Raw genomic sequence first — 24,327 nt, forward strand, 5'->3', positions numbered from 1 at the left:
TGTCTTGCCTCTATCGATAGGGTTCCGGCGCGGGTGGGGAGCGCCGGAATCACGCCCGCCGCTCCCCTCACGCCGTCACGCCGAACCCGCCGGCACCGCGCGTCAGCGCCACCCAGCTGCGGGCGCCGCTCTGGAAACTCAGGCCGCCGGCGAACCCCACCGCCGCCACACTGTCGGCGAAGACCCGCGTCAGCTCCTGGCGGAGCTCCGGCGTCAGGGCGGCGTGGCTGCGCAGGATCAGGTCGAAGCGGTTCTCGCGCACGAGACCGTCGAGCTGCATGGGGCCGAGCCGGCTCAGCTCCACATCGATCAGGAAGCGGTTGCCGCGGTCCCGGCGGTCGGCACCATCCTCCGGCTCCTCCTCGCCGACCGGGCGGACGCAGATGCGGATCGGGTGCAGGCCGGTGGTGTCCAGCATCGGCATGGCGACCGGGCGCCACTCCCCGGCCGCCGTCTCCGGCGCCTGGGACGCCTCGCGGAATTCCCGGTCCAGCCGCTCCAGCAACGCGCCCTGCCCGGACCGTTGCAGCGCGTCCGTGGCCTCCGCCCCCAGCCAGCCGCGGGCGTCGCCGCCGCGCGCCGCCGACAGGAAGAAGGCGAGCGCCGCGCCCAGCTTGCGGTTCGGCTGCGGCAGAAGACTGCCGACCAACGATTGGGCGAGCGCGCGATCGAGCCCGCCAAGGGACGCCAGCACCTGACGCAGGGCCGGCCAGTCTCGTCCGCCGGTGGCGAGCGCCAGGGGATCGGCCGGCGGCGGGGTCGCGGCGGCGGGGACGGGCGGCGCGCCGGGCCCGGCCAGCGCCGCGGTGATGCGCGTCCCCGGCGGGGCGCTGGCCCGGGTGTTGAGCGCCAGCATGCCGTCCTCGGTCGCCAGGATCGGCTGCCCCTGGTTGGTGACGCCGGCGATCGTGCCCGACACGACCCGGTCGCCGCCGGCGCCCGTCGGGACGGAGGCGGCCGCCGGTGCCGGCGTGTCCGGCGATCCGGGCGGGGTGACGCTCAGGATCCGCAAGGCGACCGTGGCGCCCTGCGCCAGCGCCGGTGCGGACGGCTGTGGCGTGGTCGGGCCGGTGGCGGCCGGACCCGGCATGGCGGGCGTCGGGCCCGCCGGTTGTGCCGGTGCGGACGGGGTTCCGCCTCCCGTGCCCGTCGGCATGGCCGGCGACGGCGCACCGGCGGCGGTTGCCGGGGACGGGGTGGACGGGCCCGGCTGGAGGGGCGCGTTGCCGGTCGGCGGATTGCCAAGCGGCGCGGACTGGCCCGCTGCCGGAGGAGCCGCCGTCGGCTGGCCGGAGGGCGGTGCATCGGCGGGGGGCGCAGGGACTGGCACGGGGCTGCCCGGCGACGGCGCGGCCTGGGGCGTGGCGCCGCCCGCGGGCGGCACCGACAGCAGCGGTGACAAGATTGGGACAACGCCCGATGGCGCGGCACCCGGCGCCGTCGTGCCGGGGACAACCGCGCTGGGCATGGCAGCACCGGGCGCGGCGGCGGCCGGTTGCGGAGTCGCCGCGGCGGCCGGCGGGCTCGCCGACGCACCGGCGGGCGGGGCGGGGAGCAGGGATGCGGCGCCGGGGGTGGGCGCCGCTGCGGATGGTGGCGGAGTCGGCAGGGCCGGGGTCGCCGGGCCACCCGCCACGGGCGTTGGCACGGCGGTGGGCCCGGCCGGTGCCGCGGAACCGGCGGCCGGCTGCGGCTGGCTCGGCGTGGCGGCCGGTGTCGGTGCGGCGACTCCGGGCAGCGCCGCGGCGGCCGACGCGCCGGAGGGGCGGGGGGCTGCGGCGATCACGAGGGCCGGCAGCACCGTCCCGACCGCCAGCGGCGGGGCGGGGGCGGTCGCGGTGGGCAGCAACGGCCCCGTCTGTGTGGTGGACAGCAGCACCGTGATGGCGCTGCCGGAGCCTCCGGCCTGCGGTGCCGCGGCCTGTCCGGTGCCGGGCTGTGCCAGCACCAGCGCCTTGCCGGGCGGATTGCCGGCGGCGATCTGCAAGGTCACGGGCTTGTCGGCGGGCAGCGGCGTCTGGCTCTTCACCAGCACCTCGCCGGCGGCGGTGCGGACGCGGGTCAGCCCGTCCGGCGTCTCCCCGGCGACGGTGCCGCCGACCACCACGGCGCGGCCGACATCCTGGAGCCGTTCAGGCAGCCGCACCACCGTCGCCTCGGCCAGCACCACGGGCGCGGCCGTGGCCGCGGCGGCGGGGGCCGTCGGGGCGACGGGCGGCGGGACCGCGCCGGTCACCGGCCGCGTCCCGTCACTGCCCGGTGAACAGCCGCTGCGCGATGGCCTGCACGTCGGCCGCCGCGTCGGCACCGGGGGAGCGGGTGAGGATCGGGGTCTGGTTGCGGATGGCGTCGCGCACCTTCAGGTCGCGGCGCACGATGCCGGCCAGCGCCGGCTTGTATTTCAGGAAATTCTGGCAGGCCTTCAGGATGGTGCCGTAGGTGCGCTCCCCCTCCTTCACCGTCTGGGCGAGGTTGACCACCACCCGCAGGTCGGCGTTGGGGTTGGTGGCGTGGGTCAGCTTGATGAAGGCGTAGGCGTCGGTCAGCGAGGTCGGCTCGTCGGTGGTGACCACCAGCGTGATGCCGGCAGGTCCCGACAGGGTGCGCACGGTGCGGTCGACGCCGGCCCCCATGTCCATGATCACCACGTCGTAGCTGCGCGCCAGCTCCAGCAGGTCGTTGCGCAGGCCGGACAGCCGCTGGCTGGGAAGCTGCGCCAGCGTGCCCGAGCCGGACCGCCCGGCGATGATGTCGAAGCCGGTGTCGGGGAAGCGTTGCGCCGCCATTTCCAGCGTGACCTCGCCGTTGATCACGGCGCCCAGATCGTGCTTGGGCTGGAATCCCAGCTGGATGTCGACGTTGGCAAGGCCCAGGTCGCCGTCGAACAGCAGGGCGTTCCGGCCCATCCTGGCCAGCGAATGGGCCAGCGTGATCGAGAACCAGGTCTTGCCCACGCCGCCCTTGCCGCTGGCCACGGCGACGACGTTGGCACCGCGCAGGGGACGCACGTTGGAAGTGGCGGCGGTGGCCGGAAACAGCGGTTCGGTCATGGCAGCGTCCTCGACGACGGGGAACTCATGGTCTTGGCCTTGGGTCCGGAGGGACGGACGGCGCGGGCGGGCGCCGTCTTTTCCTGCCCAGGCATCATCAGGCGCGCAAGCGCCACGGGATTGAGCGGGGTCAGACCTTCGGCCACCCGGGCCGAGACGCTGCCGTCGCAGAAGGACAGGCGGGTGCGCTGGGCGGTCACCAGCATGCTGCCGAAGCGCCGCGCCATGTCCAGCCGGGTCAGCAGCATGCGCCGGGCGCCCAGCGCCTTGAAGGCCTGGCCGGTGTCGGCGGCCTCCAGCGCGTCCAGGCCGGCCGGCAGCACCATGATCGGCTCCGACTCGGCGGCGGCGAGCATGGCGCGCAGATCGTCCATCTCGCTCTCGTCGAAGGGGTTGCGGCCGGCGGTGTCGACCAGCACGAGGTCGCAGCCCTGGTTGACGGCGATGGCGCCGTGCAGCGCGTCCGGATCGTCCACCGAGATCAGCTTGACCTTCAGGATGCGCATGAAGGCGGCGAGCTGGTCCACACCGCCGGCACGCACCGTGTCGGTGGTGATGACGCCGACCGTGCGGTTCTTCAGCACGGCGCGGGCGGCCAGCTTGGCGACGGTCAGCGTCTTGCCGCCGCCGGGCGGACCGACCAGCACCAGCGTCTTGCCACCGCCGCCGCGGGCGTCGGGCAGCGGGTTGAAGGTGAACACGCTGTCGAGTGCGGCACCCAGCGCCAGCGTCGGGTCCTCGGTGTCGAGCCCGGCGGCGGCGTCCACCAGCACCTCGGCCAGCGAGGCCGGCACGCCGTGCCGGTGCAGCGCCTCCGCCACCGCCTCGCCGACGTCGATCTCCGGCTCCACCGGCCGGGCGGCCTGCAGGCGGGCCTGGGCGGTGGCGTGGTCGTCCTCCTCCACCGCGGCGGTCACGCGCACGCCGCCGCCCTCCTCCTCGCGCGTGGCGACGATGATGGCGTCGTCGCCCAGCGTCTGCCGGACGAGCTTCATCGCCTCGGACATGGTCTTGGCATGGAAGGACTTCAGGCGCACGGGAAGCCCTCCGCGGTGGCGGCGGCCCGGTCAGCGGGCCGTCCCTGGGGTGGTGGTGTGGCGATGGTGGCTGGAGTCATCAAATCTGCCCCAGGGTCTTGATCCGCGCCTTGGGATGGATCTCGTTCTGCGACATCACCACGGTGGCCGGTCGGAACCGCTCGACGATGGAGCGGACATAGGGCCGGATCAGCGGGCTGGTCAGCAGCACGGGGGTCTCGCCCATCATGGCGTGCCGTTCGAAGGTCTGGCGGACCGAGGTGATGAACTGCTGGAGACGGCTGGGCGCCATCATCAGCTGCTTGTCGTCGCCGTCGCCGGCCAGCGATTCGGCGAAGGCCTGCTCCCACTCCGGCGACAGGGTGACCAGCGGGATGAAGCCCATCTCGTTGGTGCAGCTGTCGCAGATCTGACGGGCGATGCGCGAGCGGACATGCTCGGTGATCTGGGTGACGCTGCGGGTGATGCCGGCCGCCTCCGAGATGCCTTCCAGGATGGTCGGCAGGTCGCGGATCGACACCCGTTCGCCCAGCAGGTTCTGCAACACGCGCTGCAAGCCGCCGACGGTGATCTGCGAGGGGATGACGTCGCCCACCAGCTTCTGGTGCTCCTGCCCCAGCTCGTCGAGCAGCTTCTGCGTCTCGGTGTAGGACAGCATCTCCGACATGTTGTCCTTGATCAGCTCGGTCAGATGCGTGGTGACGACGGTGGAGGGATCCACCACCGTGTAGCCCTTGAACAGGGCCTCCTCGCGGTAGCCGGGCTCGATCCAGATGGCGGGCAGGCCGAAGGTCGGCTCGGTCGTCTGCTCGCCGGGCAGGCTCATGGCGTCGCCGCGGGGGTCCATGACCAGCAGCATGTTCGGGCGGATGTCGCCGCGCCCGGCCTCGATCTCCTTCACCCGGATCACGTAGCTGTTGGGCGGGAGCTGGAGGTTGTCCTGGATGCGCACGGCGGGCATGACGAAGCCCACCTCGCTGGCGATCTGGCGGCGCAGCCCCTTGATCTGGTCGGTCAGCCGGTGGGTGCCCGCCTGCGGCTGGCTGATCAGCGACAACAAGCCGTAGCCCAGCTCCAGCCGCAGATGGTCGATGGCGAGCGCGGTGGCGATCGGCTCGTCGGCCACCGGGGCCGCCGGGCCGCCGCCGGGTCCACCGCCCGCGGCCTCCGCCGCCGCCTCCTCCGCCTCGGCCGCCTCCTTCTTCTCGCGCAGCTTGGGCAGGTACCAGGCGGCGGCGGCGGCCCCGACCGACAGCGGCAGGAAGATGATGGACGGCATGCCGGGCAGCATGCCGATGAACATCAGCATGGCCGACGCCAGCCCCAGCGCCTGCGGGTAGCCGGTGAGCTGGCCGACCACCGCCTTGTCGGTGGAGCCGCCGGTGCCGGCCTTGGCCACCAGGAAACCGGCGGAGATCGAGATGATCAGGCCGGGAATCTGGGAGACCAGGCCGTCGCCGATGGTCAGCTTGGTGAAGGTGTCCAGCGCCTCCATCACCGGCATGTCGTGGCGCAGCGCGCCGATGGCGACGCCGCCGACGATGTTGATGACGGTGATGATCAGGCCGGCGACCGCGTCGCCCTTCACGAACTTCGACGCACCGTCCATCGAGCCGAAGAAGGCGCTCTCGTCCTCCAGCTCCTTGCGGCGGGCGCGCGCGGTGCCCTCGTCGATCATGCCGGCGGACAGGTCGGCGTCGATCGCCATCTGCTTGCCGGGCATGGCGTCCAGGGTGAAGCGCGCGGCCACCTCGGCGATGCGGCCCGAACCGGCGGTGATCACCTTGAAGTTCACGATGGTGAGCACCGAGAAGATGATCACGCCGATGATGAAGTCGCCACCCATCACGAAGTTGGAGAAGGCCTGGATGACGTGGCCGGCGGCGTCCGTGCCCTCGTGCCCGTGCGACAGGATCAGGCGGGTGGAAGCGAGGTTGAGCGACAGGCGGATCAGCGTGGTGATCAGCAGGATGGTGGGATAGGAGGACAGCTCCAGCGGCTTCTGCAGGAACAGCACCACCATCAGGATCAGCACGGAGACGGTGATGTTGAACGCCAGCATGATGTCGAGCAGCAAGGACGGCATCGGGAAAATGAGCATGGCGATGATCGCCATGATCCCGAAGGCCATGACGGTGTCGCCGCGCTTCACGCCGCTGCGGATGGCCGACGCCATCTCGCCGAATACGGCGAGGTTGCCACCGCCGCGACCGCCCTGCGGGGCCGGATTGTGTTCCGTCAGCGCCATTCCAGATGCCCAGCCGCTCGTCGTTCGGTCACGTCGTCATCACGGCGAATAGGCCGCCCGCTCGTCCGCACCCGGCGGGGGAACGGGCACGCCCTCCTCGCTGTACTGCTTCAGCTTGTTGCGCAGGGTCCGGATCGAAATGCCGAGGATGTTGGCGGCGTGCGTCCGGTTGCCGACGCAGTGGGTCAGGGTCTCCAGGATCAGGTCGCGCTCCACGTCGGCCACGGTGCGGCCGACCAGCGCCGACAGCACGCCCTGGCCGTTGGGGGCGACCGGAACGGCCGACGCCGGCTGGGGCGGCGGGGGCGCCGGCGCATAGCCCTGTGGCTGGCCGTACCCCTGTGGCGGGTAGCCCTGCGGCTGGCCGTAACCCTGTGACTGCGGGTAGCCGCGCGGAGCTGCCGGTACCGTGCCACCGGGGTGGGCGAAGGGCTGCGCCACCGGGGAATGGGACGGGATGCTGGCGCGCATGCCCGCGTCGGGCGCCAGAGCGGCACCCGACAGCATGATCGCCTCCGGCCCCACCACCTCGCCGCGCGCCAGCAACACGGCGCGGTGCATGGTGTTCTCCAGCTCGCGCACGTTGCCGCGCCAGTGGTGGGTCATCAGCATGCCCATCGCTTCCGCCGACAGGCGCCGCTCGCCCAGCCCGTTGGCCTCCGCGTATTTCCGGATGAAATGCTCGGCGATCAGCGGGATGTCGGCGGGGCGGTCGCGCAGCGACGGCAGCGGGATGCTCATCACGTTCAGGCGGAAGAACAGGTCCTCGCGGAAGTTGCCCGCTTTGACCTCCGCCTCCAGGTCGCGGTTGGAGGTGGCGATCAGCCGGACGTTGATCTTGATCGGCTGGGTGGAGCCGATGCGGTCGATCTCCCGCTCCTGGATGGCGCGCAGCAGCTTGGCCTGGAGCCGCGGGTGCATCTCCGACAGCTCGTCCAGCAGCAGGGTGCCGCCGTTGGCCTCCTCGAACTTGCCGATGCGGCGCGCCACGGCGCCGGTGAAGGCGCCCTTCTCGTGGCCGAACAGCTCCGATTCCAGCAGGTTCTCGGGGATCGCCGCGCAGTTCACCGCGACGAAGGCGTTGTCGGCCCGCCGGCTCTTGCGGTGGATGTAGCGCGCCATCAGCTCCTTGCCGGTGCCGGACTCGCCGGTGATGAACACCGAGGCGTCGCTGGGCGCGATCTGGTCGGCCAGCCGCAGCACCGCCTGCATGGCGGGGTCCTGGCTGACGATGGCGTGGCTCTCCTCCGCCACCGCGGCCAGCACGGCGCCGATCAGCTCGGCATCGGGGGGCAGCGGGATGTACTCCTTGGCGCCGGCGCGGATGGCGCGCACGGCGGCCGAGGCGTCGGTGCCGATGCCGCAGGCGACGACGGGCAGGGTGATCCGCTCCGCCTTCAGGCTCTCCACGAAGCGCGCGACGTCGAGCTTGACGTCGATCATCACGAGGTCGGCGCCGGCGGCCGATCGCAAGGCGTTGAGCGCGCCCTCGATGCTGTCGGTGTGGGACACCTTGGCGCCCCGCTGCATGGCGATCTTGCCGGCGGCGGTGATGTAGCCTTCCAAGGTACCAACGATCATCAGACGCATGGTCTAGGCCCCCCTCGGGGATTCGCGTTCGGAATGGGTCAGGCGCTTGCCGGGCGGCAGCACCGCGTTCAGCAGCATCTCGAGGCGCCGGGGATTCTCCTGGCGGGCGATGGATACCGCGGCGATGGTGTACAGTGTCTTGATGAGCGCCTCGTCCTCGGCGGCGCGTTCCAGCTTGGCCGCCAGCGGGGCCAGCGCCACGTTGCCGAGCACGGCACCGTAGAAGGTGGTGAGCAGCGCCAGCGCCATCGCCGGGCCGATGGCCGAAGGATCGTTCAGACCGCCCAGCATGTGGACGAGCCCCACCAGCGTGCCGATCAGCCCCATCGCCGGGGCCACCTCCGACGCGCGGCGCAGGACGGCCGCACTCTTGATCCGCGCGGATCCGGACGCCTCGACCTCGCCGGTCAGCATGCGTTCGATGTCGTCGGGGGGCAGCCCCTCCACGATCAGCGCCACGCTGCGCTGCAGGAAGACATCGTGCCTCAGGTCGGGCAGCACGCCCTTCAGCGTCTCCGGCCCGGCGCGGCGCGCCGCCTCGGCCAGCAGCAGCACCTGCCGGCCGACCGCTTGCGGGTCGTGGGTGGTCAGCGCCAGCATCTGGCCGGCCTGCCGCCAGGCGCGCACCACGTCGCCCAACGAAAAGCTCGCCGTTGTCACAGCCAGCGTGCCGCCCAGGACGACGATGAGCGATGGCGGGTCGAGGAAGGCGCGCAGCGAGCCGCCCGCCGTCATCGCCACCACGATCACCCCGACCGCGGCCGCCAGCCCGACCAGCGTCGCCACGTCCAGCCCGCCGCGCGGGCGCAGCGCGCGGGGCGGGGCGGCGGGCGCACGGCCGGAGGCGGTGTCGCGCAACGACGTCATCAGCCGCGGTCCGACTTGATGATTTCCGTCATGGTCACGCCCAGCCGGTCCTCCACCACCACGACCTCGCCGCGGGCCACCAAGCGGTTGTTGACGTAGATGTCGATCGCCTCGCCGACCTTGCGGTCCAGCTCCACCACCGCGCCACGGCCGAGCTTGAGGAGCTGGCTCACCTGCATGGTGGACTTGCCGAGCACCGCGGAAATCTGGACCGGGATGTCGTAGACCGCCTCCAGATCCTTCGCCGGCCCCATTCCGGACTCGTATTCCGCGAGATCGGTACGGCCGCCGTCGAGGTCGTCGAGGGTGAAATCGTCCTTGGCCATCGTGCGTCAGGTCTCCGGCCCCGGCTGGGGCATGCGGGAAAAAACGGTCGGCGTCATTGCGGCGGGGCCTCCAGCAGCCGGGCGGCGCAGGCCTCGATCTCCGCGATCAGCTGGGCGGTGTTGCGCTCGGCCCCGCCCTCGGCCCATTCCACCCGGCAGTCGCCGCGGCCGAGCGACGGTTCCTCCAGAACCATCAGCTTGGCCCCGAAACCGCGGCTGCCGGCCAGGGGTTCCAGCTGTTCACGCACGGGGTCCACCATGTCCGGGGCGACGCGCACCAGAAGGCGCGGCTCGTCCATCAGCTCGGTCAGGCACTGGCGGACCATGCCCTCGATCTCGCCCAGCCCGTAGCGCCGGCTGTATTCCGGCAGCAGCTTGCGGACGATGGCGAGCGCCAGATGCACCGGCAGGTCGCGCCGCTCGGCGGCGGCCTGGGCGCGGCCGGTCAGGAGCTGGTCGACGCCGGCGCCGATGCGGTCGAGCGAGGCGGCGAGGCGTGTTTCGAGCTGCTTCTCCAGCTCCGCCTTGGCCTGCTCGTGCCCGGCCTTGCGGCCGGCGGTGTTGCCTTCACCGAACCCCTGGCCATAGCCGGCGGCCTTGCCGGCCTTCTCGCCCTCGGCGTAGCCCTGCTGGCGGGCGGCGGCCAGCTCGGCCTCGCTGAAGGTCGGCGGCGGGGGCGGCGGCGGCTCGGCCGCCACCGGCTCCGGCTCGGGCTCCGGCAGGCGGCGCCCGCGCGGCGCCGGGTCGATGTCGAAGCTGTCGTCGAAGAGGAACTTGCGGACCGAACTCATGGGGCGTCAGCTCTCCTGATAGAGCCAGTTGCGCAGGATCGACACGGCTTCCTCCGGGTGCTTCTCGACGATCTCGCCCACCTTGCGCAGCGAGGAGGCGCGCACGCGCCCCTCGACGCGGTTGATGTCGATCATCTGCTCCAGCTCCTCGTCGGCCTGGGCGGCTTCCAGCGCCAGATCCTGGGCGAGGGCGCCGGTGGGGGCGGCCAGCGCCGCGGGCATGCCGGACTGGTCGGTCAGCAGCTTGTCCATCTCGTCGTCGTCCTGCGCCTCCGCCCGCTCGAAGGCGCGGCTGATCAGCGGGCGGATGACGAGCAGGATGATGAGGACGGCGACGATCCCCAGCACCACCATCTCGGCTATGCGGAAGATGTCGTCCTTGGTCATGCCGAGGAACATCTCCTCGGGCGGCGGCTGGTCGTCCTCGGGCGACCAGAAGCGCATGTTCACCACTTCGATCGTGTCGCCACGCACGGCGTCCAGCCCGACGGCGGTGCGCACCAGCGACTTCAGGCTTTCCATCTCCTGGTCGGAGCGCGGCTGGTAGGTGGGGCGGGCGCCGCCGGCCTGCGGGGTGTAGACGCCGTCCACCAGCACCGCGACCGACAGGCGGCGCACCTGCCCCGTCTCGCGCACGTGGTTCCGGGTGGTGCGGCTGATCTCGTAGTTGATCGTCTCCTCGTTGCGGTTCTGCTTGTTGGAGGCGAGTGCGGCGCTGCTGTTGCCGCCGGCCTGGGCGGTGGGCAGGTTCTGGTCCACGGTGACCGGCTGGGCGGGGTCGCGGTCCTGGCTCTCGTTCGCCTCGTTCACCGTCTGGGTGGAGCGGACGACCTGGCTTTCGGGATCGAAGATCTCGGACTGGGTGGTGATGCGGTCGAAGTCGAGGTCGGCCGACACTTCGGCCCGCACCTTGCCGTAACCGATGGTGCGGCCCAGCAGATCCTCCACCACCCGCGCCAGCCGGCCTTCATAGGCCAGCTTCTTCTCCTCCGCCGTCGCCATCAGCAGCTCGTCGCTGTTGCCGCCCATGCCGCGGGCCAGCAGCTTGCCGCGGTCGTCGATGATGGAGATCTGCGACGGTTCGAGGTTGGGGACGGAGGCGGCGATCAGGTGCTGGATCGCCATGATGTTCTCGCGGCTGAGCTGGGCCCCCGGCTTCAGCTTCAGGAAGACGCTGGCGGTGGCCGGGTTCTGCTGGCGGGCGAACAGCTCGCGCTTGGGCAGGACGAGGTGGACGCGCGCCGTCTGCACCCCGGCCAGCGTCGCCACGGTGCGCGCCATCTCCCCTTCCATGGCGCGCAGGTGGTTGATGTTCTGGATGAAGCTGGTGGTGCCGAAGCCCTCCGGCTTGTCGAACAGCTCGTAGCCGACCGAGCCGCCGCTGGGCAGGCCGGCCGCCGCCATGCGCATGCGCACCGGGCCCACCTGGTCTGACGGAACCATGATGCGGGTTCCGGTCTTGTCGACCGTATAAGGAATCTTCGCGGCGTCGAGCTGCTTGGTGATGGCGGCGGCGTCGGAGGTCTGGAGCTCGGCGTAGAGCAGCTCCATGTCGGGGGTGGACAGGCGGGCCGTCAGGTAGATGAAGAATCCGATGAGCAGCAGCGCCACGCCGCCGATGGCGGCGAGCCGCACCGGCCCGAGATTGCGCAGGGTCTGGATCAGGTTGTTCACGCGCGTGTCCCCGGGCGTCCGGCTGCCTGTTGGAAGGGATCGGCCCGCGACCGCCACGCAGCGGCGGACCGACGGTCAACCCATTGGAGTCTCACGCTCGGATGCTAGGGACGGTTTGATGAACAGACTCTTAATTCATGGGCAGATTTTGCCCAGTACCCGGCAAATTCTGCCTACCTGCGCGTCATCGCTTGCGCTCTGTTGCCTGCGTGCCACGAAGTTTTCCTCGCATACTCACGTAATGCGCGCGGCACGGTGACGTCTTGCGGGGGTTGTCGACGCGACCGGCCGCTTCGCACGGATGTACGCAGGGGGTAGAGGGTTTGGAGTCTTCTGTACCATTCGGCGTATTGGCGAGAGTGCTGGTTGACATATCGCAAGTCAACGCATACGTACGGTCCGGTGCATGCTCGCGTTGAGCATGATCGATGAAATCTTTCGGATGACAGCCATTGCGGGCCTTCGGCCCTTTGCCGCCTGGACGCGAGAAAGTCCTGGCATTCGGCGGAGGAGGCTACGCATTTCGGGCGGAACGGGAGAACGCTGTGAAAAAGCGCGGCCGTGAAAAGAAGGAAGGCCTCAACGAGGTCGATGTGTTCGTCGGGCAGCGCCTGCGCGAACTGCGAATGCTTGCCGGGTTGAGCCAGAGCGATGTAGCGGCGGCTCTGGGGCTGACCTTCCAGCAACTGCAGAAATACGAGCGCGGTTTCAACCGCGTTTCGGCCAGCCGGCTGTTCAAGCTGGCACAATTCTTCCGTGTCCCGGTGTCGGTCTTCTTCGACGGATTGGACGAACGTGCCCGTGACGCCGCCAGCGGCGCGCCGCAGGCGGACGAGAACGAGACCACCTTGCGGTCGCGCGAGGCGCTGATGCTCGCGCGCTATTTTCAGAACATCCGCGACCCGCAGGTGCGCGGTGCCATCCGCGAACTGGCCGAGCGGTGCGCGGACGCTGTGGACAGCGGCGTGCCCGACCTCGCGGTGCAGCCCCCGGCGACCGGCCGCGGTGCCGGCGATCACCAGGGCGGCCAGGCCTGAGCGTCAGCCGGGCTTCAACTCCCGATACCGGCGGAGGAAGGCGGTCATCGCCTCCTCCGGTCCCAGCGGCACGATCGGCTCCGTTGCCGGGGCGGGCAGGTCCCGCCAGTTGACGCGGTGCGGGGCGCAGAGGTCCCTGAGCTCGGTCGCCAGCGCGCGCTGGTCGGACAGCTTCACCGCCTTCGGTTCCGGATGACGGAAGCCGAAACGCTTGGCGAGCGCCGATTTCAGCGGCTCGATCGCCTGCCGGATCGCGTCGCGGCCGATCCGCACCTTCCAGGGCGTCGGCCAGTCGCCGGTGAAGGCTTCCTCGCTGTCGTGCATCAGCGCGTCGTACTCGTACCCCTCCGGAGCCAGCCGGCTGGCCAGCACGCAATGCTGGGCCACACTGTAATAAGCCTGGGTGTTGCCGACGAAGCGGCACTGGTAGGCCAGCGGACGCGCGATGTCGTCGATGTCGAAATGGGTGAAGTCGGGGGACTCCAGGTCCACCGTGCGGCCGGAATAGGTCAGCAGCACCGCCGTCGCCTCCGGATAGTCCAGCAGGTCGAACTGGTCGGGATGGGCGATGCGTTTGGAGGCGGCGCGGCGTCGGGTCATGCCATCCGTGTACCAAACCCCGGCCCCCCCGACAACGCGCGCAAGCTGGCCATGCCCCGTCCGCCGGACGCCGCTCGCGCGATGCGCGAGACGATGGCAGGCTGTTCGCATCGGCGCTGCCCGAGGCTGCCATGGACCGCTCCGACCAGATCCTCACCGCCATCGAGACGCTCGGGCGTACCCTCAACGCGAAGATCGAGTCGACCGCCGCCGAACTGCGCGCCGAATTGCGGGCGGAGATCGGGCGGCTTGAGGCCGCGATGAAGACCGAGTTCCGGGTCGTGAACGCCCGGCTGGACGAGCAGCGCCAGACCATCAACGCGCCGATCCCCCAGCGCATCGCCGCGGTCGGCCGGATCGACGCCGCGGAGTGGCGGCGGTCGGCCGTTGGCGCGGCGTTTGGTCGCCATGGCCAACTGTTCGCGTATGAATGGGTGAAAGTCCGACGAACAGATATTAGGGTGCGGCAAACCGAATTGGTCCGCCGCGCGAAAGAATGCGGCCGATCCATCATGGGGAGAACGCCGCCTTGACGATCCTGAACACCCTGAGCATCGGGCGCAAACTCGCCATCCTCGTCGGGCTCGCGGTTCTGGGGACGGTGGCGGTCATCCTGTTCGCCGCGGCCGACACGGCCGCCACCATCGAGCGCGAGCGGCGGGACCGCGTGCGGACGCTGGTGGAGACGGCCATGAGCCTGGTGCGCACCCAGCACGCGCTGGCGGAGTCCGGGCGCATCGGGGTGGAGCAGGCCAAGCGCGCGGCGATGGAGGAGGTCGGCCGGCTGCGCTTCGACGGCGACAACTATTTCTGGATCAACGGGCTCGACGCCACCATGCTGATGCATCCGATGCAGCCGGCCCTGGTCGGCCGCAAGCTGGACGGGGTGCGCGACGCGGCCGGAGCCGCGATCTTCAAGGACATGATCGCGATCGCCGAGCGCGACGGTCAGGGATTCTACCGCTACTACTGGAAGAACCCGGCCGACGAGGCGCCGCGCGCCAAATCCTCCTACATCGTGCGCTTCGCACCCTGGGGCTGGGTGGTCGGGGCCGGTGTGCATGTGGACGATGTCAGCGGCGACGTGCGGGACACCGTGCTCAAGCTCGCGGCGCTGGGGGCGCTGATCGCCGTCGGCGTGCTGGCGATCGCCGCGGCGATCGCGCGCAGCATCGTGCGGCCGCTGGACGCCCTGTCGGTGGCGATGCGCCGGCTGGCCGCCGACGATCTCGCCGTCACCGTTCCCTTCGCCGGCGTCCGCAACGAGGTCGGCGCCATGGCCGATGCCGTCACGGTGTTCAAGGACAACGCGCTGGAGCGTCAGCGCCTGCACGCCACCCAGGCGGAGGAGAACGAGCGCCGGCACGCCCGCACCGAGCGGCTGGAGCGTTCCCTTCTGGAATTCGACGGCTCCGTCCGCCAGGTGCTGGAGGGTTTCGGGACGGCGTCGGAGCGGTTCCGGTCGACGGCGCGCGCGCTGGAGGCGATGGCCCAGCGGACGGTCGACCAGAGCGGCCGGGCCGCCGGCAGCGCCAACGGCGTCTCCGCCAACGTCGCGGCCGTGGCCGGGGCCAGTGCCGGAATGGCGACGGCGGTGGAGGAGATCGCCCGCCAGACCGCCCGCTCCCGTAGCGTCGCCGAGGACGCGCGTGAGCGCGCCATCCGCTCGCGCGCGTTGGTGGAAGGGTTGCAGGCCGCCAGCGCGCGGATCGGCGACGTGGTGCAGCTCATCACCGACATCGCGGGTCAGACCAATCTGCTGGCCCTGAACGCCACCATCGAGGCGGCGCGCGCCGGCGAAGCCGGGAAGGGCTTCGCGGTGGTGGCGACGGAGGTGAAGAACCTCGCCGGCCAGACCGCCAAGGCCACCGAGGACATCGTCGGGCAGGTGGAGGCCATCCGCGGTGCCGCGTCGGAGACCGCCGGCTCGATCCTGGAGGTGGCCGACGTGATCCAGCAGGTCAGCGTGATCGCCGCGTCCGTTGCCGCCGCCGTCGAGCGGCAGGCCGACAGCACCCGCGACATCGGCCGCAGCGCCGGGGAGGCCGCGACCGACACCGAGGCCGTCGCCCAGACGGTGACGGGCATCCGATCCATCGCGGAGGAGGCAAGGCAGGCGGCGGGCGACGTCATGTCCGCGTCCGACGAGATGGAACGCCGCGCCGCCCACCTGCGCGAGACGGTCGGCCGCTTCGTGACCGACCTGCGCGCCGCGTGAGGCGCCTTACAGCGCCATCAGCACCAGCGCCAGCAGCGCCGCCCCGGTCAGCCCGAAGCGGGGATCGCCGAAGGGATGCGGCACGATGTCGGTACCCGCATCCGTCAGCGCGGCGTGGGCATGGCCTTCCGGATCGGGGCAGCGGTGGTCGCCGATGGAAAAGCCGCGCAGCACCGCGGCAAGGTCGTCGCGGGCCACCGGCGGCGGCAGGGTCATCAGGCGCCGCGCCGATTTGAAGGGATCGAGACCGGCGGCCTCCAGCGCGTGGCGCACGGTCACCGGATGTTCGGTCGCGGGATCAACGCCCAGACCGTGGTGCAGCAGACGCCGGTCCGCACCGGCAACGGTTCCGGCGGTGCCGGACGCACAGACCATATGGACCCACATACCCGCTCTCCCGCAATTCCCTCGCGATCGTCCGGCGCCTCCCCCAGTGATGATATTTTGCGATGCAGCATTGTTCCCGCCATGATCCACGTCAATAGGCATAGGACCTACGGTCGCAGATCGAGATCCCAGGTCTGGCCGACCATGGGCGGGCCGAAGCGGTCGTGCGGTTCTTCCGACACCAGCCGGAAGCCGGCGGTTTCGTAGATGCGGCGGGCGGCGGTCAGCACGTTGTTGGTCCACAAGGTCAGCTTGCGGTAACCGGCGCCGCGGGCGAAGCGGACGCACTCCTCCACCAGGCGCCGGCCGATGCCATGCCCGCGCGCCTCGGGCTCGACCAGCAGCAGCCGCAGCCGCGCCACCTCGTCGCTGTCGCGCACCACCATCACCGACCCCGCCAGGACGTCCCCCAGTTCGGCGATCAGGCACATTTCGCGGGCCGGATCGAATTTGGCGAGGAACTGCGCCGCGATCTCCGCCACCAGCGTCTCGAATCCGGCGTTCCAGCCATACTCCCCGGTGTAGAGCACGGCGTGCCGGTGGATGATCCAGCCGATGTCGCCCGGCCGGTTCGGGCGCAGCAGGATCGGCCGGGGGCCGTCGCCGCGCCCCTCCAGCACCGCCTCGACCGTCCGCATGGCCGCGGTCAGCCGGCGGCGGCCGTCGGGGGGCAGGGCATCGACCATCGCCGCGACGTCGGCCTGCGACCGCGCGTCGAGCGCGGCGTAGGCTTTCCGCCCCTCCGTCGTCAGCGCCAGGATGGATTGCCGCGCGTCCGACGGCGACGGCATGCGGGACACCATGCCGCCGCGCTCGAAGGTGCGCAGGATGCGGCTGAGATAGCCGGGGTCGAGCCCCAGTTCGCGCGCGATTCCGGCGGCCGTCACTCCCTCGGCGTGTGCCAGCTCGTACAGCACCCGCGCCTCGGTCAGCGAGAAGTCGCTGTTCAGAAGCCCGTCACGCAGCACCCCGATGCGGCGCGTGTAGAAGCGGTTGAAGCTCCGTACGGCGGCGATGCTCTCGTCTCGCTCGGTGTCGCGCATGGGACGGGTCCTGCGGCTCGCGGTTTCGATGGAAGCCAAAATCAATCAATAGATTGCTTTTGTCAACTATATGGTCGAACGCCCTGGGTCGCGAGCGGCGCTTGCCCCCCCTCAGGCCCCGATGCGGGTGGTTTCCGAGATGGTGACCAGGCGGTTCGTTTCGGCCAGCACCGCGTCCAGCAGGGGAAGCAGGGCGCCCAGCGCCGCGGTGTCGGCATGCGCCTCGTTGACGGCGCGCGCCACCTCGGCAAGCCGCAGGCAGCCGAAATTGGCCGACAGCCCGGCCAGCGTGTGCGCGGCCTGCCGCACGTCGCGCACGCGGCCGGCGTGGACGGCGGCGGCGATGGCCGCCCGCTCGCGCAACGCCGTTTCCGGGAACAGGCTCAGCATGCCGTCCAGGCTTTCGGAGCCCAGCGCCAGCCGCAGCTCGGCCAGCTTCACCCGGTCGACCAGCGGCTGGCTGGCGAAGCGGCCGGGATCCGGCAGCTCCGCCGGATCGGCCGGCAACGGCGGCACTGCCGGCTCCGTCTGCTGCGACACGCGGCGGGCGACAAGACCGAGCAGCACGGAGCCCAGATGGTCCCAATCGACGGGCTTGGTGAGATAGGCGTCCAGCCCCGCCGCCATGTGCCCGTCGCGGTGCTCGGGCAGTGCGTCGGCGGACAGGCCGACGATGGGGATGCGGGCCACCGGCCCGACCATGCGCCGGATCGCCCGGGCCGCCGAGCGGCCGTCCATCACCGGCATCTCCATATCGAGCACCAGCGCGTCGTACTCGGGGGAGGCGGCCAGAGTCGCCACGACCGCCCGGCCGTCCCCCACGGCGTCCACCCGGTGCCCCATCCGCGTCAGCATGGTGGTGATCAGCATGCGGTTCACGTCGTTGTCCTCCGCCAGGAGGAGGCGCAGCGACGCGGGCGGGGCGGCGGGGAGCGCCAACGCCTCCGGCGGCGGGCGGTTCAGCGTGGCGGCGTCCGGCGGGGCCAGCGCCGGCCGGGTGCGGATGGAGAACCGGAAGGTGGAGCCACGGCCCGGCGTGCTGGCCACGCCGATGTCGCCGCCCATCGCCTCCACCAGCCGCTTGCAGATGGCGAGCCCCAGCCCGGTGCCGCCGTAGCGCCGGGCGGTCGACGCCTCCGCCTGGACGAAGGCCTCGAACAGGCGGGCCTGCTGCTGCTCCGTCATGCCGATCCCGGTGTCCGACACCTCGAAGCGGATCACGCAGTCGCCGTCACCCAGGTCCGCGCACCAGCCGGCGATCTCGATGCGGCCGCGGTCGGTGAACTTGATGGCGTTGCCGACGAGATTGAACAGAACCTGGCGCAGCCGGGTCGGGTCGCCGCGGATGTGGCGCGGCGTGTCCTCGGCCAGCGAGGCGCTGAGCGCCACCCCCTTGGCCGCGGCGCGCACCAGGAAGAGCTGCACCACGTCCTCCACCAGCCGGTGCAGGGAGAAGTCGATCTCCTCGATCTCCAGCTGCCCGGCCTCGATCTTGGAGAAGTCGAGGATGTCGTTGAGGATCGCCAGCAGCGTGTCCGCCGACGAGCGCAGCGTCTTCACCAGCCCCTGCTGCTGCGGGGTCAGCGACGTGCCGCCGAGCAGGTCGCCCATGCCGATCACCGCGGTCATCGGCGTGCGCAGCTCGTGGCTCATCATCGCCAGGAAGCGCGACTTGGCGCGGCTGGCGTTCTCCGCGGCGATGCGGGCGGCCTCCGCCTCCTCCCGCGCCCGGTCCAGATCCTCGGCGAGCGCGAAGGTCTCGGCGGCGAGCTTGGTGGTCTGCTCCTGCGCGTCCAGCAGCCTCTGTTCCGACCGGCGGCGGCCGGTCACGTCGGCGGAGCTGGCGACGAACCAGGCCGCCCGCCCGTCCGGCCCCGGCATCGGGCGGATCGACAGGGCGTTCCAGAAGGCGCTGCCGTCCTGGCGGTAATGCAGGATCTCCACCGACAGCGGCTCGCCCAGCCCGACCGCGCGGCGGACCAGGGCGGCGCTGCCGGTGTCGGTGTCCGGCCCCTCCAGCGCCGCGAAGCCTTGCCCGACCAGATCGGACTCGCGGTAGCCGCAGATGTCCAGGAAGGCCCTGTTGCAGAAGACGAACGGGCAGCCCGGCCGGGTCGGATCGCCGATCGCGAGCCCCGCCGTGGACGCTTCCAGAGCCTGGGCGAGCACGGCGGCGTCCGGCCGCTGCCGCGTCGTGTCGGTGGACGGAAGGGGCTGCATGGCGCGCGTCATCGACACCGATCGTCAATCACCGGAACATTGATGGGGCCACAATAAAGGGAGCGTATGGCGATTGCCATGGTCATCCCTCACCACCGGCCGGTCCCGTGTGCCGCGCCGCACGCGCGCCGGGCAATCCGCGTCTTCCGCGCCACCATGTTGGTTGATATCGTACACGCCGCGGTTGGCCGCCGGTCGTCCGGCCAGCCGCGGCTGCAAGGGAGCCGGCATGGGCACAGAGGACAACATCCGCAAGATCCGCGACCTCGGCGTGCTGGTCGTGGACGACGACATGTTCACACGACGGACCATCGTGGCCCTTTTGAGGGAGTTGGGAACCCGCACCGCCTGGGACGCTTCCGACGGCATGGCGGCCCTGGAGTTCCTGCGCAAGCGCGGGCCGGAAGTGGACGTGATCCTGTGCGATCTCGACATGCCGCGCATGGGCGGGCTGGAACTGCTGCACGCCCTGCGCACCGCGACCGGCAACGAGCTGGCCGCCATTCCGGTGATCGTGACGACGGTCCACCGCGAGGCCGAGACGGTCAAACGGGCCATCACCTACGGCATCACCGGATACCTTGTGAAGCCGGTCACCAAGACCGATCTGTCGAAGCGTCTGTCCCTGGTTGTCCAGCGGGGACGCTGAATCCGGCGATCCGCGCCGGATGCAGCGCCTGTGGCACCGGACGGGGGTCCCGGCTGTTCCCCTGGGACAGGCCGGCTGGCCGCTGCTGGAGGGTATGGATTGACACGAACAGCCGCCGCCGAGATCACCGGGCGCCGTGACGAGCTGGCGCAGGCCGTGGTTTCGGCGCAGTTCGCCCGCAGGCCCGCCCTGCGGGACCGCTACGGCGACGCCGGGGCCGCGAAATGCGCGGAGGATCTGCGTTACCACATCCTCTATCTGGCCGAGGCGGTCGCCGCCGACAGCCCGCGTTTGTTCAGCGAGTACGCCGCCTGGGTCAAGGTGCTCTTCGCCGGGCTGAAGATTCCGGCGAGCGATCTGCGCGACAGCCTGGAGATCCTGCGCGAGGTCGTCGCGGAGCGCGTGGGCGGGCCGGTGGCGGACGTGGCGGCGCGCTGCATCGCCGCCGCCCTCGACGGGCTGCCGCATGTCCCGGACGAGCCGGTCGCCCACCTCGACCCCGCAGCCCCCCATGGCTGGCTGGCGCAACGCTACCTCGACGCGCTGCTGGCCGGCGACCGGCGCACCGCCACCACCCTGGTGCTGGAGGCGGTGGAGGCGGGCCTGCCGGTGCGCGACGCCTATCTCCACGTGTTCCAGCCGACCCTGCGCGAGGTCGGGCGGCTGTGGCAGCTCGGGCGGATTTCGGTGGCGCACGAGCATTTCGTCACCGCCGCGACGCAGGCCACCATGTCCATGCTCTATCCCCGCATCTTCGCGGCGGAGCGGCACGGTCTGGCGCTGGTCGCCACCTGCGTCAGCGGCGAGATGCACGAGATCGGCATCCGCATGGTGGCCGATTTCTTCGAGATGGCGGGCTGGGACACCTATTATCTGGGCGCCAACGCCCCGGCCGCCGCCGTGGTCCGCGCGGTCCGGGAGCGCAACGCCGCCGTGCTCGCCGTCTCGGCCACCATCACCGCCCATGTGGGCGCGGTGGCCGAGCTGATCCGGCAGGTGCGCGAGGGGCTGGGCGACCGCCGCGTGCACGTGATCGTCGGCGGCTATCCCTTCAACATCGATCCCGACCTGTGGCGCAGCGTCGGGGCGGATGGTTCCGCCGCCGGTGCCGAGGATGCGGTGACGCTGGCCGCCCGGCTGGGGGGTGCGGAGTTTCAGGACGCCGGCGGGGGGATCGCGGCGGCATGAACGCGCTGGTGGTTCTCTGCGACGCGGACGGCGTGGTACGCCGCTGGCGCTCGCTCGGCGGCGGCGTTGGTGCCTTCGCGCTGTCGGACGGCGTGCTGTTCCCGACCCTGTTCGGCCCCGGCGACGTGGCGCGCGCGCTGGATGCGCTGGCCGCCCTGGGACGCGAGGGCGTCCTGGTGGACCGACCCTTCGAACTGCCGCGCGACGGCGGCGGTCGTGAGTCGACGGTCTATCTGTCCGGGGCGGCGATGCCCGTCGGCCGGCTGGTGCTGGTCGCAGCGCGCCAGCCGGGGGCGGCCACCGCCATCCGGCAGGATCTGGCGTCCGTCGATGCGGAGCTGGCCGAGGGCTTGCGCCCGCTCGACCGCTGGCTGGCCCCCGCCGCGGCCCGCGACGCGGCGCTGTTCGAGGAGATGACCCGCGTCAACAGCGAGCTCGCCAACGCCCAGCGCGATCTCGCCAAGGCCAACGCCGAGCTGAAGCTGCTGAACGAGCAGCGCAACCGCCTGATGGGCATGCTGGCGCACGACCTGCGCACGCCGCTCCAGGTCATCACCGGCTTCGCCGAGCATCTCGGCACCCGGCTGAACGGCCGGATCGAACCGCGCGACATGGGCAGCCTGGACCGCATCCGGGAATCCAGTCTGTTCATGAGCCACCTGATCGACGACGCGCTGTCCATGGCGGCGGCCCAGGCGGGCAAGCTGCATGTGGCGCGCCGTTCCGTCGATCTGGGGGGGCTGGTCCGGCGCAACGCCGGCATCAACGGCATCATCGCGCGCGGCAAGGACATCCGGCTGGAGGTCCGGGTGGCGGACGGGCTGCCCCGCATCCAGGCGGATCCGTCCAAGCTGGAGCAGCTGATGAACAACCTGCTGTCCAACGCCGTGAAGTATTCCGAACGCGGCACCCGCGTGGACGTCACGGTGGACCGCACCGACAGCCACGCCCGCGTCATCGTCGCCGACGAGGGGCGCGGCATGTCGAAGGCGGAGACCGCCCGCATCTTCCAGCCCTTCGCCCGCCACGCCCAGTCCGGCACCGCCGGCGAGATGTCGGTCGGCCTCGGCCTGTTCATCTGCCGCACCATCGTCGATGCCCACGGCGGCCGAATCCTGGTCCGGAGCGCGCCGGGGCAGGGATCCACCTTCACGGTGGAGCTGCCGCTGGCGGGTGCCGGGTAACGCCGTGCACGCGCCCGCTTCCGGAGTGACGGTGACCGTCGTCCATGCCGTCGCGGGACCGACGGGTCCGGACCCGTCCGTTCCACATCCCCATGCGACGCCCCGCCACAGCCCGACCCGTCCCGAAAGGTATTGCGCATTCGGGTAAAATTTTATACAAAGGTCTAGCAAAAGCGACGCACTTCCGAGGGTGGCCGGCATGGGAACGACGGAATGGATCGAGGGAAAACTCGCCCAGCGCCGCATCAAGGCCCGCCAGCGCATCGCCGCCCGTGAACTCGCCTCCCGTCAGCGCCACCGGGTCTGGGAACGCGACATCGCCCGCGTGGCGCTGCTCGGCTCCATCCTGATCCTCGGCATCGTCGTCATCGAGATCGGCCGCAAGGCCACCCACCTGCTCTGAGTCGGTGGCGGTCGGCCGCCCGGTCCGTCCTCCGCCCCCAGACCCGCCCCTTCTCCGCCGCTGCGCCGCCCGGCCCTCCTTTGGCCAGGCTCCGGTCGACGCGTCGCCGCTGTGGAGAAGGGGTCGGTGTGGGGGTGGAAGTGGCCCTCAATCCAGCGGGCGGGTCTTCAGGCCGGTGGTCAGCTTCAATTCCTTCCGCGCGTCGGCGAAGGCGGCGGCGGCCGTGCGGGTGAGGTCGCGCGTGGATTGCCGTCGGGCGGCCGTGGTGGACGCGTAGGCCTGCCGGGCGATGTCGAAGTGGCAGGACGCGGTTTCCACCGCGTGCTGGGATTCCGCCGTGTAGTCGGCCAGGAAGCCGCTCACCGCCGCGGCGGTCTGGTCGCACTGGAAGAAGGGCTGCCAGAACGGGGCCTTGTTGCCCGCCAGCCGCAGCGCCTCGATGGCCTTGGGCTTCGATCCGACCGCCACGAGCTGGACATAGTCCTGCCGCTCCGCCGGCCCTCCCTCCACGCAGGTCAGCAGCACGCCGCACATGGCGTTGACGACGTCGAAGACGTTGCCCAGCGACCGGCTCCAGTCGATCGGGCCGAACATGGATGCGCCCGGCTTCATCACCATGATGGTCGTCAGCTGGGTGATGTCGTAGAGGTGCCGCTGTTCCGGCGGTACCGGCTGCAGGTTGGCGATGAAGGGGTTGCCCCCGCCGCCCGGCGTGTAGCCGGTGGACAGGGTGGCGACGATCGTCTCGGCCCGGCCGGCGTCGAGCGAGGCGTTGAGCCGGCCACCCGACTGCTCGACCCCGCGGAAGTTCTCGACGCTCATGAAGGCCAGCGCGGTGCGCTCGCCGGCGATGTTGGCGTACCAGTTCAGCCGCATCGACAGGCCCGACAAGGCGCGCGCCATGCTGACGATGTAGGCGCGCTGCATGTCGGAGATCGGGGGGGAGGACAGGGCGAGGAGGATGTTCGTGTCGTTCCGCCCGCCGCCGGCGCGGGCGTAGCGCTGCAGCGCGCTCAGCTTATCGCCCAGCACCTCGGCGGTCGCCGCGATCCCGGCCAGCCGCAGGTTCAGGCTCTGCTGCATGAAGACCAGCTCGAAGGACGGGGAGACCACAAAGGACACCTGATCCGTCTCGAACGTCTTCAGCACGGCGGAGTAGAAGGGGGCGGCGTAGGGCGACTTGTCGACCGGATCGGCCATTTCCAGGAGCTGGCCGGCGAATCCGCCGCCGAGCGCGCGCCGCTGCTGTTTGGAGTCGCCACTGAACAGCGCCAGGACATCGCCGCCGGTGACGCGGACCCGGCCGGAGATCTCCTCCCTGATGGTGCGTTGCAGGTCCGTCAGCCACTCGGCCTGCTGGCGCTTGATCTGCGCGAGCTGGAGCGAGGCATAGGTCCGCGTCGCGCTCATCGGAAGCAGCGACATGGTCGCCGACAGGGTCTTGTGCAGGTCCGTCGTGGCGTCCCAGTCCGGCACCAGATCGAAGGAACTGTTGGATTGCAGCCGCAATTCGTAGACCGGCTCAAGCAATCCCTTGCCGCTCTTGATGAAGTTGAGGGCCACGTCCTGGTAGGCCGAGTTGTACATCAGCCGTCCCACCCGGCTGCCGTCCGCCGAAGCCTTGGTGTAGGCCGCGGTCTTCACGCTCGGCGGGGCGCCACCGGCCATGCCGGCCATGATCGCGTTGCCGGTCGGAACACAGCCGGAGAGCAGACCGGCCACAACGATCCACAGAAGGGCATAACAACTATAAGATGCCGAGCGCATTCTTCCGCTTCCTTTGGGCTTGCTCTTCGCGCAATTGCCGAACTATGT

At 70.9% G+C, this 24,327-nt stretch carries 21 protein-coding genes; 7 read left to right on the top strand and 14 right to left on the bottom strand.

The features are described 5' to 3' along the window. Positions 1 to 67: 67 nt before the first annotated feature. The 9 genes from HL658_RS21980 to fliF all read right to left on the bottom strand — a co-directional run bounded on the left by HL658_RS21980 (position 68) and on the right by fliF (position 11,583). Positions 68 to 2,236, bottom strand: coding sequence for a hypothetical protein (locus HL658_RS21980; RefSeq protein WP_343055266.1), 2,169 nt, complete (start codon positions 2,234 to 2,236; stop codon positions 68 to 70). Between the two features lie 13 nt (positions 2,237 to 2,249). Beyond that, entirely contained in the window at positions 2,250 to 3,050 is an 801-nt protein-coding gene (locus HL658_RS21985) for a MinD/ParA family protein (protein ID WP_180283121.1), read from the bottom strand. Continuing rightward, positions 3,047 to 4,087, bottom strand: coding sequence for a GTPase (locus tag HL658_RS21990; RefSeq protein WP_180283120.1), 1,041 nt, complete (start codon positions 4,085 to 4,087; stop codon positions 3,047 to 3,049). Before HL658_RS21990 ends, HL658_RS21985 begins: the two co-directional genes overlap by 4 nt. Positions 4,088 to 4,166: 79 nt before the next feature. Further along, the gene (gene flhA / locus HL658_RS21995; RefSeq protein ID WP_180283119.1) at positions 4,167 to 6,335 is read right to left on the bottom strand and encodes a flagellar biosynthesis protein FlhA; all 2,169 of its coding nucleotides are present in this window, start codon (positions 6,333 to 6,335) and stop codon (positions 4,167 to 4,169) included. A 39-nt stretch (positions 6,336 to 6,374) separates the two neighbouring features. After that, entirely contained in the window at positions 6,375 to 7,925 is a 1,551-nt protein-coding gene (locus HL658_RS22000; RefSeq protein WP_180283118.1) for a sigma-54-dependent transcriptional regulator, read from the bottom strand. A gap of 3 nt (positions 7,926 to 7,928) precedes the next feature. Next, positions 7,929 to 8,792, bottom strand: a complete 864-nt coding sequence (locus HL658_RS22005; protein WP_180283117.1) for a motility protein A — start codon at positions 8,790 to 8,792, stop codon at positions 7,929 to 7,931. Then, positions 8,792 to 9,118 carry a flagellar motor switch protein FliN gene (gene fliN / locus HL658_RS22010; RefSeq protein WP_180283116.1) on the bottom strand — a complete coding sequence of 109 codons (327 nt, stop codon included), beginning with the start codon at positions 9,116 to 9,118 and terminating at the stop codon, positions 8,792 to 8,794. The genes HL658_RS22005 and fliN overlap by 1 nt, the downstream gene beginning before the upstream one ends. A 53-nt stretch (positions 9,119 to 9,171) precedes the next feature. After that, positions 9,172 to 9,909: a FliH/SctL family protein gene (locus tag HL658_RS22015; RefSeq protein WP_180283115.1), complete on the bottom strand. Its 738-nt coding sequence runs from the start codon at positions 9,907 to 9,909 to the stop codon at positions 9,172 to 9,174. 6 nt (positions 9,910 to 9,915) lie between these two features. Next, complete coding sequence (fliF, locus tag HL658_RS22020; RefSeq protein WP_180283114.1) at positions 9,916 to 11,583, bottom strand: flagellar basal-body MS-ring/collar protein FliF; 1,668 nt, start codon at positions 11,581 to 11,583, stop codon at positions 9,916 to 9,918. Positions 11,584 to 12,128: 545 nt separating this feature from the next. On the opposite strand from fliF, the gene HL658_RS22025 reads away from it, so the two are divergent. Continuing rightward, a complete protein-coding gene (locus HL658_RS22025) occupies positions 12,129 to 12,620 on the top strand; it encodes a helix-turn-helix domain-containing protein (RefSeq protein WP_343055269.1) in 492 nt (163 codons plus the stop codon). 3 nt (positions 12,621 to 12,623) lie between these two features. Here HL658_RS22025 and HL658_RS22030 read toward each other — a convergent pair whose 3' ends face one another. Next, positions 12,624 to 13,220, bottom strand: coding sequence for a transcriptional regulator (locus HL658_RS22030; protein ID WP_180283113.1), 597 nt, complete (start codon positions 13,218 to 13,220; stop codon positions 12,624 to 12,626). A 131-nt stretch (positions 13,221 to 13,351) separates the two neighbouring features. Between HL658_RS22030 and HL658_RS22035 the strand changes: the two genes are divergently transcribed. Together HL658_RS22035 and HL658_RS22040 are read left to right on the top strand one after the other, a co-directional pair. Beyond that, positions 13,352 to 13,753, top strand: coding sequence for a hypothetical protein (locus HL658_RS22035; RefSeq protein ID WP_180283112.1), 402 nt, complete (start codon positions 13,352 to 13,354; stop codon positions 13,751 to 13,753). Then, positions 13,750 to 15,438, top strand: a complete 1,689-nt coding sequence (locus HL658_RS22040; protein ID WP_180283111.1) for a methyl-accepting chemotaxis protein — start codon at positions 13,750 to 13,752, stop codon at positions 15,436 to 15,438. The genes HL658_RS22035 and HL658_RS22040 overlap by 4 nt, the downstream gene beginning before the upstream one ends. Before the next feature lie 6 nt (positions 15,439 to 15,444). Here the strand turns inward: HL658_RS22040 and HL658_RS22045 are convergent, their stop codons facing one another. From HL658_RS22045 to HL658_RS22055, 3 genes are all read right to left on the bottom strand, one after another. Further along, positions 15,445 to 15,825, bottom strand: coding sequence for a hypothetical protein (locus HL658_RS22045; protein ID WP_180283110.1), 381 nt, complete (start codon positions 15,823 to 15,825; stop codon positions 15,445 to 15,447). Between the two features lie 107 nt (positions 15,826 to 15,932). After that, on the bottom strand, positions 15,933 to 16,868 hold the full coding sequence (locus HL658_RS22050) for a bifunctional helix-turn-helix transcriptional regulator/GNAT family N-acetyltransferase (protein WP_180283109.1): 936 nt from the start codon (positions 16,866 to 16,868) through the stop codon (positions 15,933 to 15,935). Positions 16,869 to 16,979: 111 nt separating this feature from the next. Beyond that, the gene (locus HL658_RS22055; protein ID WP_180283245.1) at positions 16,980 to 19,088 is read right to left on the bottom strand and encodes an ATP-binding protein; all 2,109 of its coding nucleotides are present in this window, start codon (positions 19,086 to 19,088) and stop codon (positions 16,980 to 16,982) included. Positions 19,089 to 19,317: 229 nt separating this feature from the next. Here HL658_RS22055 and HL658_RS22060 point away from each other — a divergent pair, with 229 nt between their 5' ends. From HL658_RS22060 to HL658_RS22075, 4 genes are all read left to right on the top strand, one after another. Continuing rightward, positions 19,318 to 19,737 (top strand): response regulator, encoded by a 420-nt coding sequence (locus HL658_RS22060; protein ID WP_180283108.1) that lies wholly within the window; start codon positions 19,318 to 19,320, stop codon positions 19,735 to 19,737. Between the two features lie 99 nt (positions 19,738 to 19,836). After that, positions 19,837 to 20,925: a cobalamin-dependent protein gene (locus tag HL658_RS22065; protein WP_246337780.1), complete on the top strand. Its 1,089-nt coding sequence runs from the start codon at positions 19,837 to 19,839 to the stop codon at positions 20,923 to 20,925. Further along, entirely contained in the window at positions 20,922 to 22,109 is a 1,188-nt protein-coding gene (locus tag HL658_RS22070; protein ID WP_180283107.1) for a sensor histidine kinase, read from the top strand. Before HL658_RS22065 ends, HL658_RS22070 begins: the two co-directional genes overlap by 4 nt. 199 nt (positions 22,110 to 22,308) lie before the next feature. Further along, entirely contained in the window at positions 22,309 to 22,512 is a 204-nt protein-coding gene (locus tag HL658_RS22075) for a hypothetical protein (protein ID WP_180283106.1), read from the top strand. Positions 22,513 to 22,659: 147 nt separating this feature from the next. Here the strand turns inward: HL658_RS22075 and HL658_RS22080 are convergent, their stop codons facing one another. Next, the gene (locus HL658_RS22080; protein WP_180287661.1) at positions 22,660 to 24,279 is read right to left on the bottom strand and encodes a hypothetical protein; all 1,620 of its coding nucleotides are present in this window, start codon (positions 24,277 to 24,279) and stop codon (positions 22,660 to 22,662) included. Between the last annotated feature and the right edge of the window lie 48 nt (positions 24,280 to 24,327).

This window comes from Azospirillum oleiclasticum, assembly GCF_013423485.1.
GTDB lineage: Bacteria > Pseudomonadota > Alphaproteobacteria > Azospirillales > Azospirillaceae > Azospirillum > Azospirillum oleiclasticum.

Coding starts and splice junctions, on each gene's coding strand:
- fliN (WP_180283116.1), bottom strand. CDS start 9,118: ATGGCCAAGGACGATTTCACCCTCGACGACCTCGACGGCGGCCGTACC.
- HL658_RS22030 (WP_180283113.1), bottom strand. CDS start 13,220: ATGACCCGACGCCGCGCCGCCTCCAAACGCATCGCCCATCCCGACCAG.
- HL658_RS21985 (WP_180283121.1), bottom strand. CDS start 3,050: ATGACCGAACCGCTGTTTCCGGCCACCGCCGCCACTTCCAACGTGCGT.
- HL658_RS22070 (WP_180283107.1), top strand. CDS start 20,922: ATGAACGCGCTGGTGGTTCTCTGCGACGCGGACGGCGTGGTACGCCGC.
- HL658_RS22035 (WP_180283112.1), top strand. CDS start 13,352: ATGGACCGCTCCGACCAGATCCTCACCGCCATCGAGACGCTCGGGCGT.
- HL658_RS22005 (WP_180283117.1), bottom strand. CDS start 8,792: ATGACGTCGTTGCGCGACACCGCCTCCGGCCGTGCGCCCGCCGCCCCG.
- HL658_RS22000 (WP_180283118.1), bottom strand. CDS start 7,925: ATGCGTCTGATGATCGTTGGTACCTTGGAAGGCTACATCACCGCCGCC.
- HL658_RS22080 (WP_180287661.1), bottom strand. CDS start 24,279: ATGCGCTCGGCATCTTATAGTTGTTATGCCCTTCTGTGGATCGTTGTG.
- flhA (WP_180283119.1), bottom strand. CDS start 6,335: ATGGCGCTGACGGAACACAATCCGGCCCCGCAGGGCGGTCGCGGCGGT.
- HL658_RS22060 (WP_180283108.1), top strand. CDS start 19,318: ATGGGCACAGAGGACAACATCCGCAAGATCCGCGACCTCGGCGTGCTG.
- HL658_RS22055 (WP_180283245.1), bottom strand. CDS start 19,088: ATGCAGCCCCTTCCGTCCACCGACACGACGCGGCAGCGGCCGGACGCC.
- HL658_RS22015 (WP_180283115.1), bottom strand. CDS start 9,909: ATGAGTTCGGTCCGCAAGTTCCTCTTCGACGACAGCTTCGACATCGAC.
- HL658_RS22045 (WP_180283110.1), bottom strand. CDS start 15,825: ATGTGGGTCCATATGGTCTGTGCGTCCGGCACCGCCGGAACCGTTGCC.
- HL658_RS22075 (WP_180283106.1), top strand. CDS start 22,309: ATGGGAACGACGGAATGGATCGAGGGAAAACTCGCCCAGCGCCGCATC.
- HL658_RS22050 (WP_180283109.1), bottom strand. CDS start 16,868: ATGCGCGACACCGAGCGAGACGAGAGCATCGCCGCCGTACGGAGCTTC.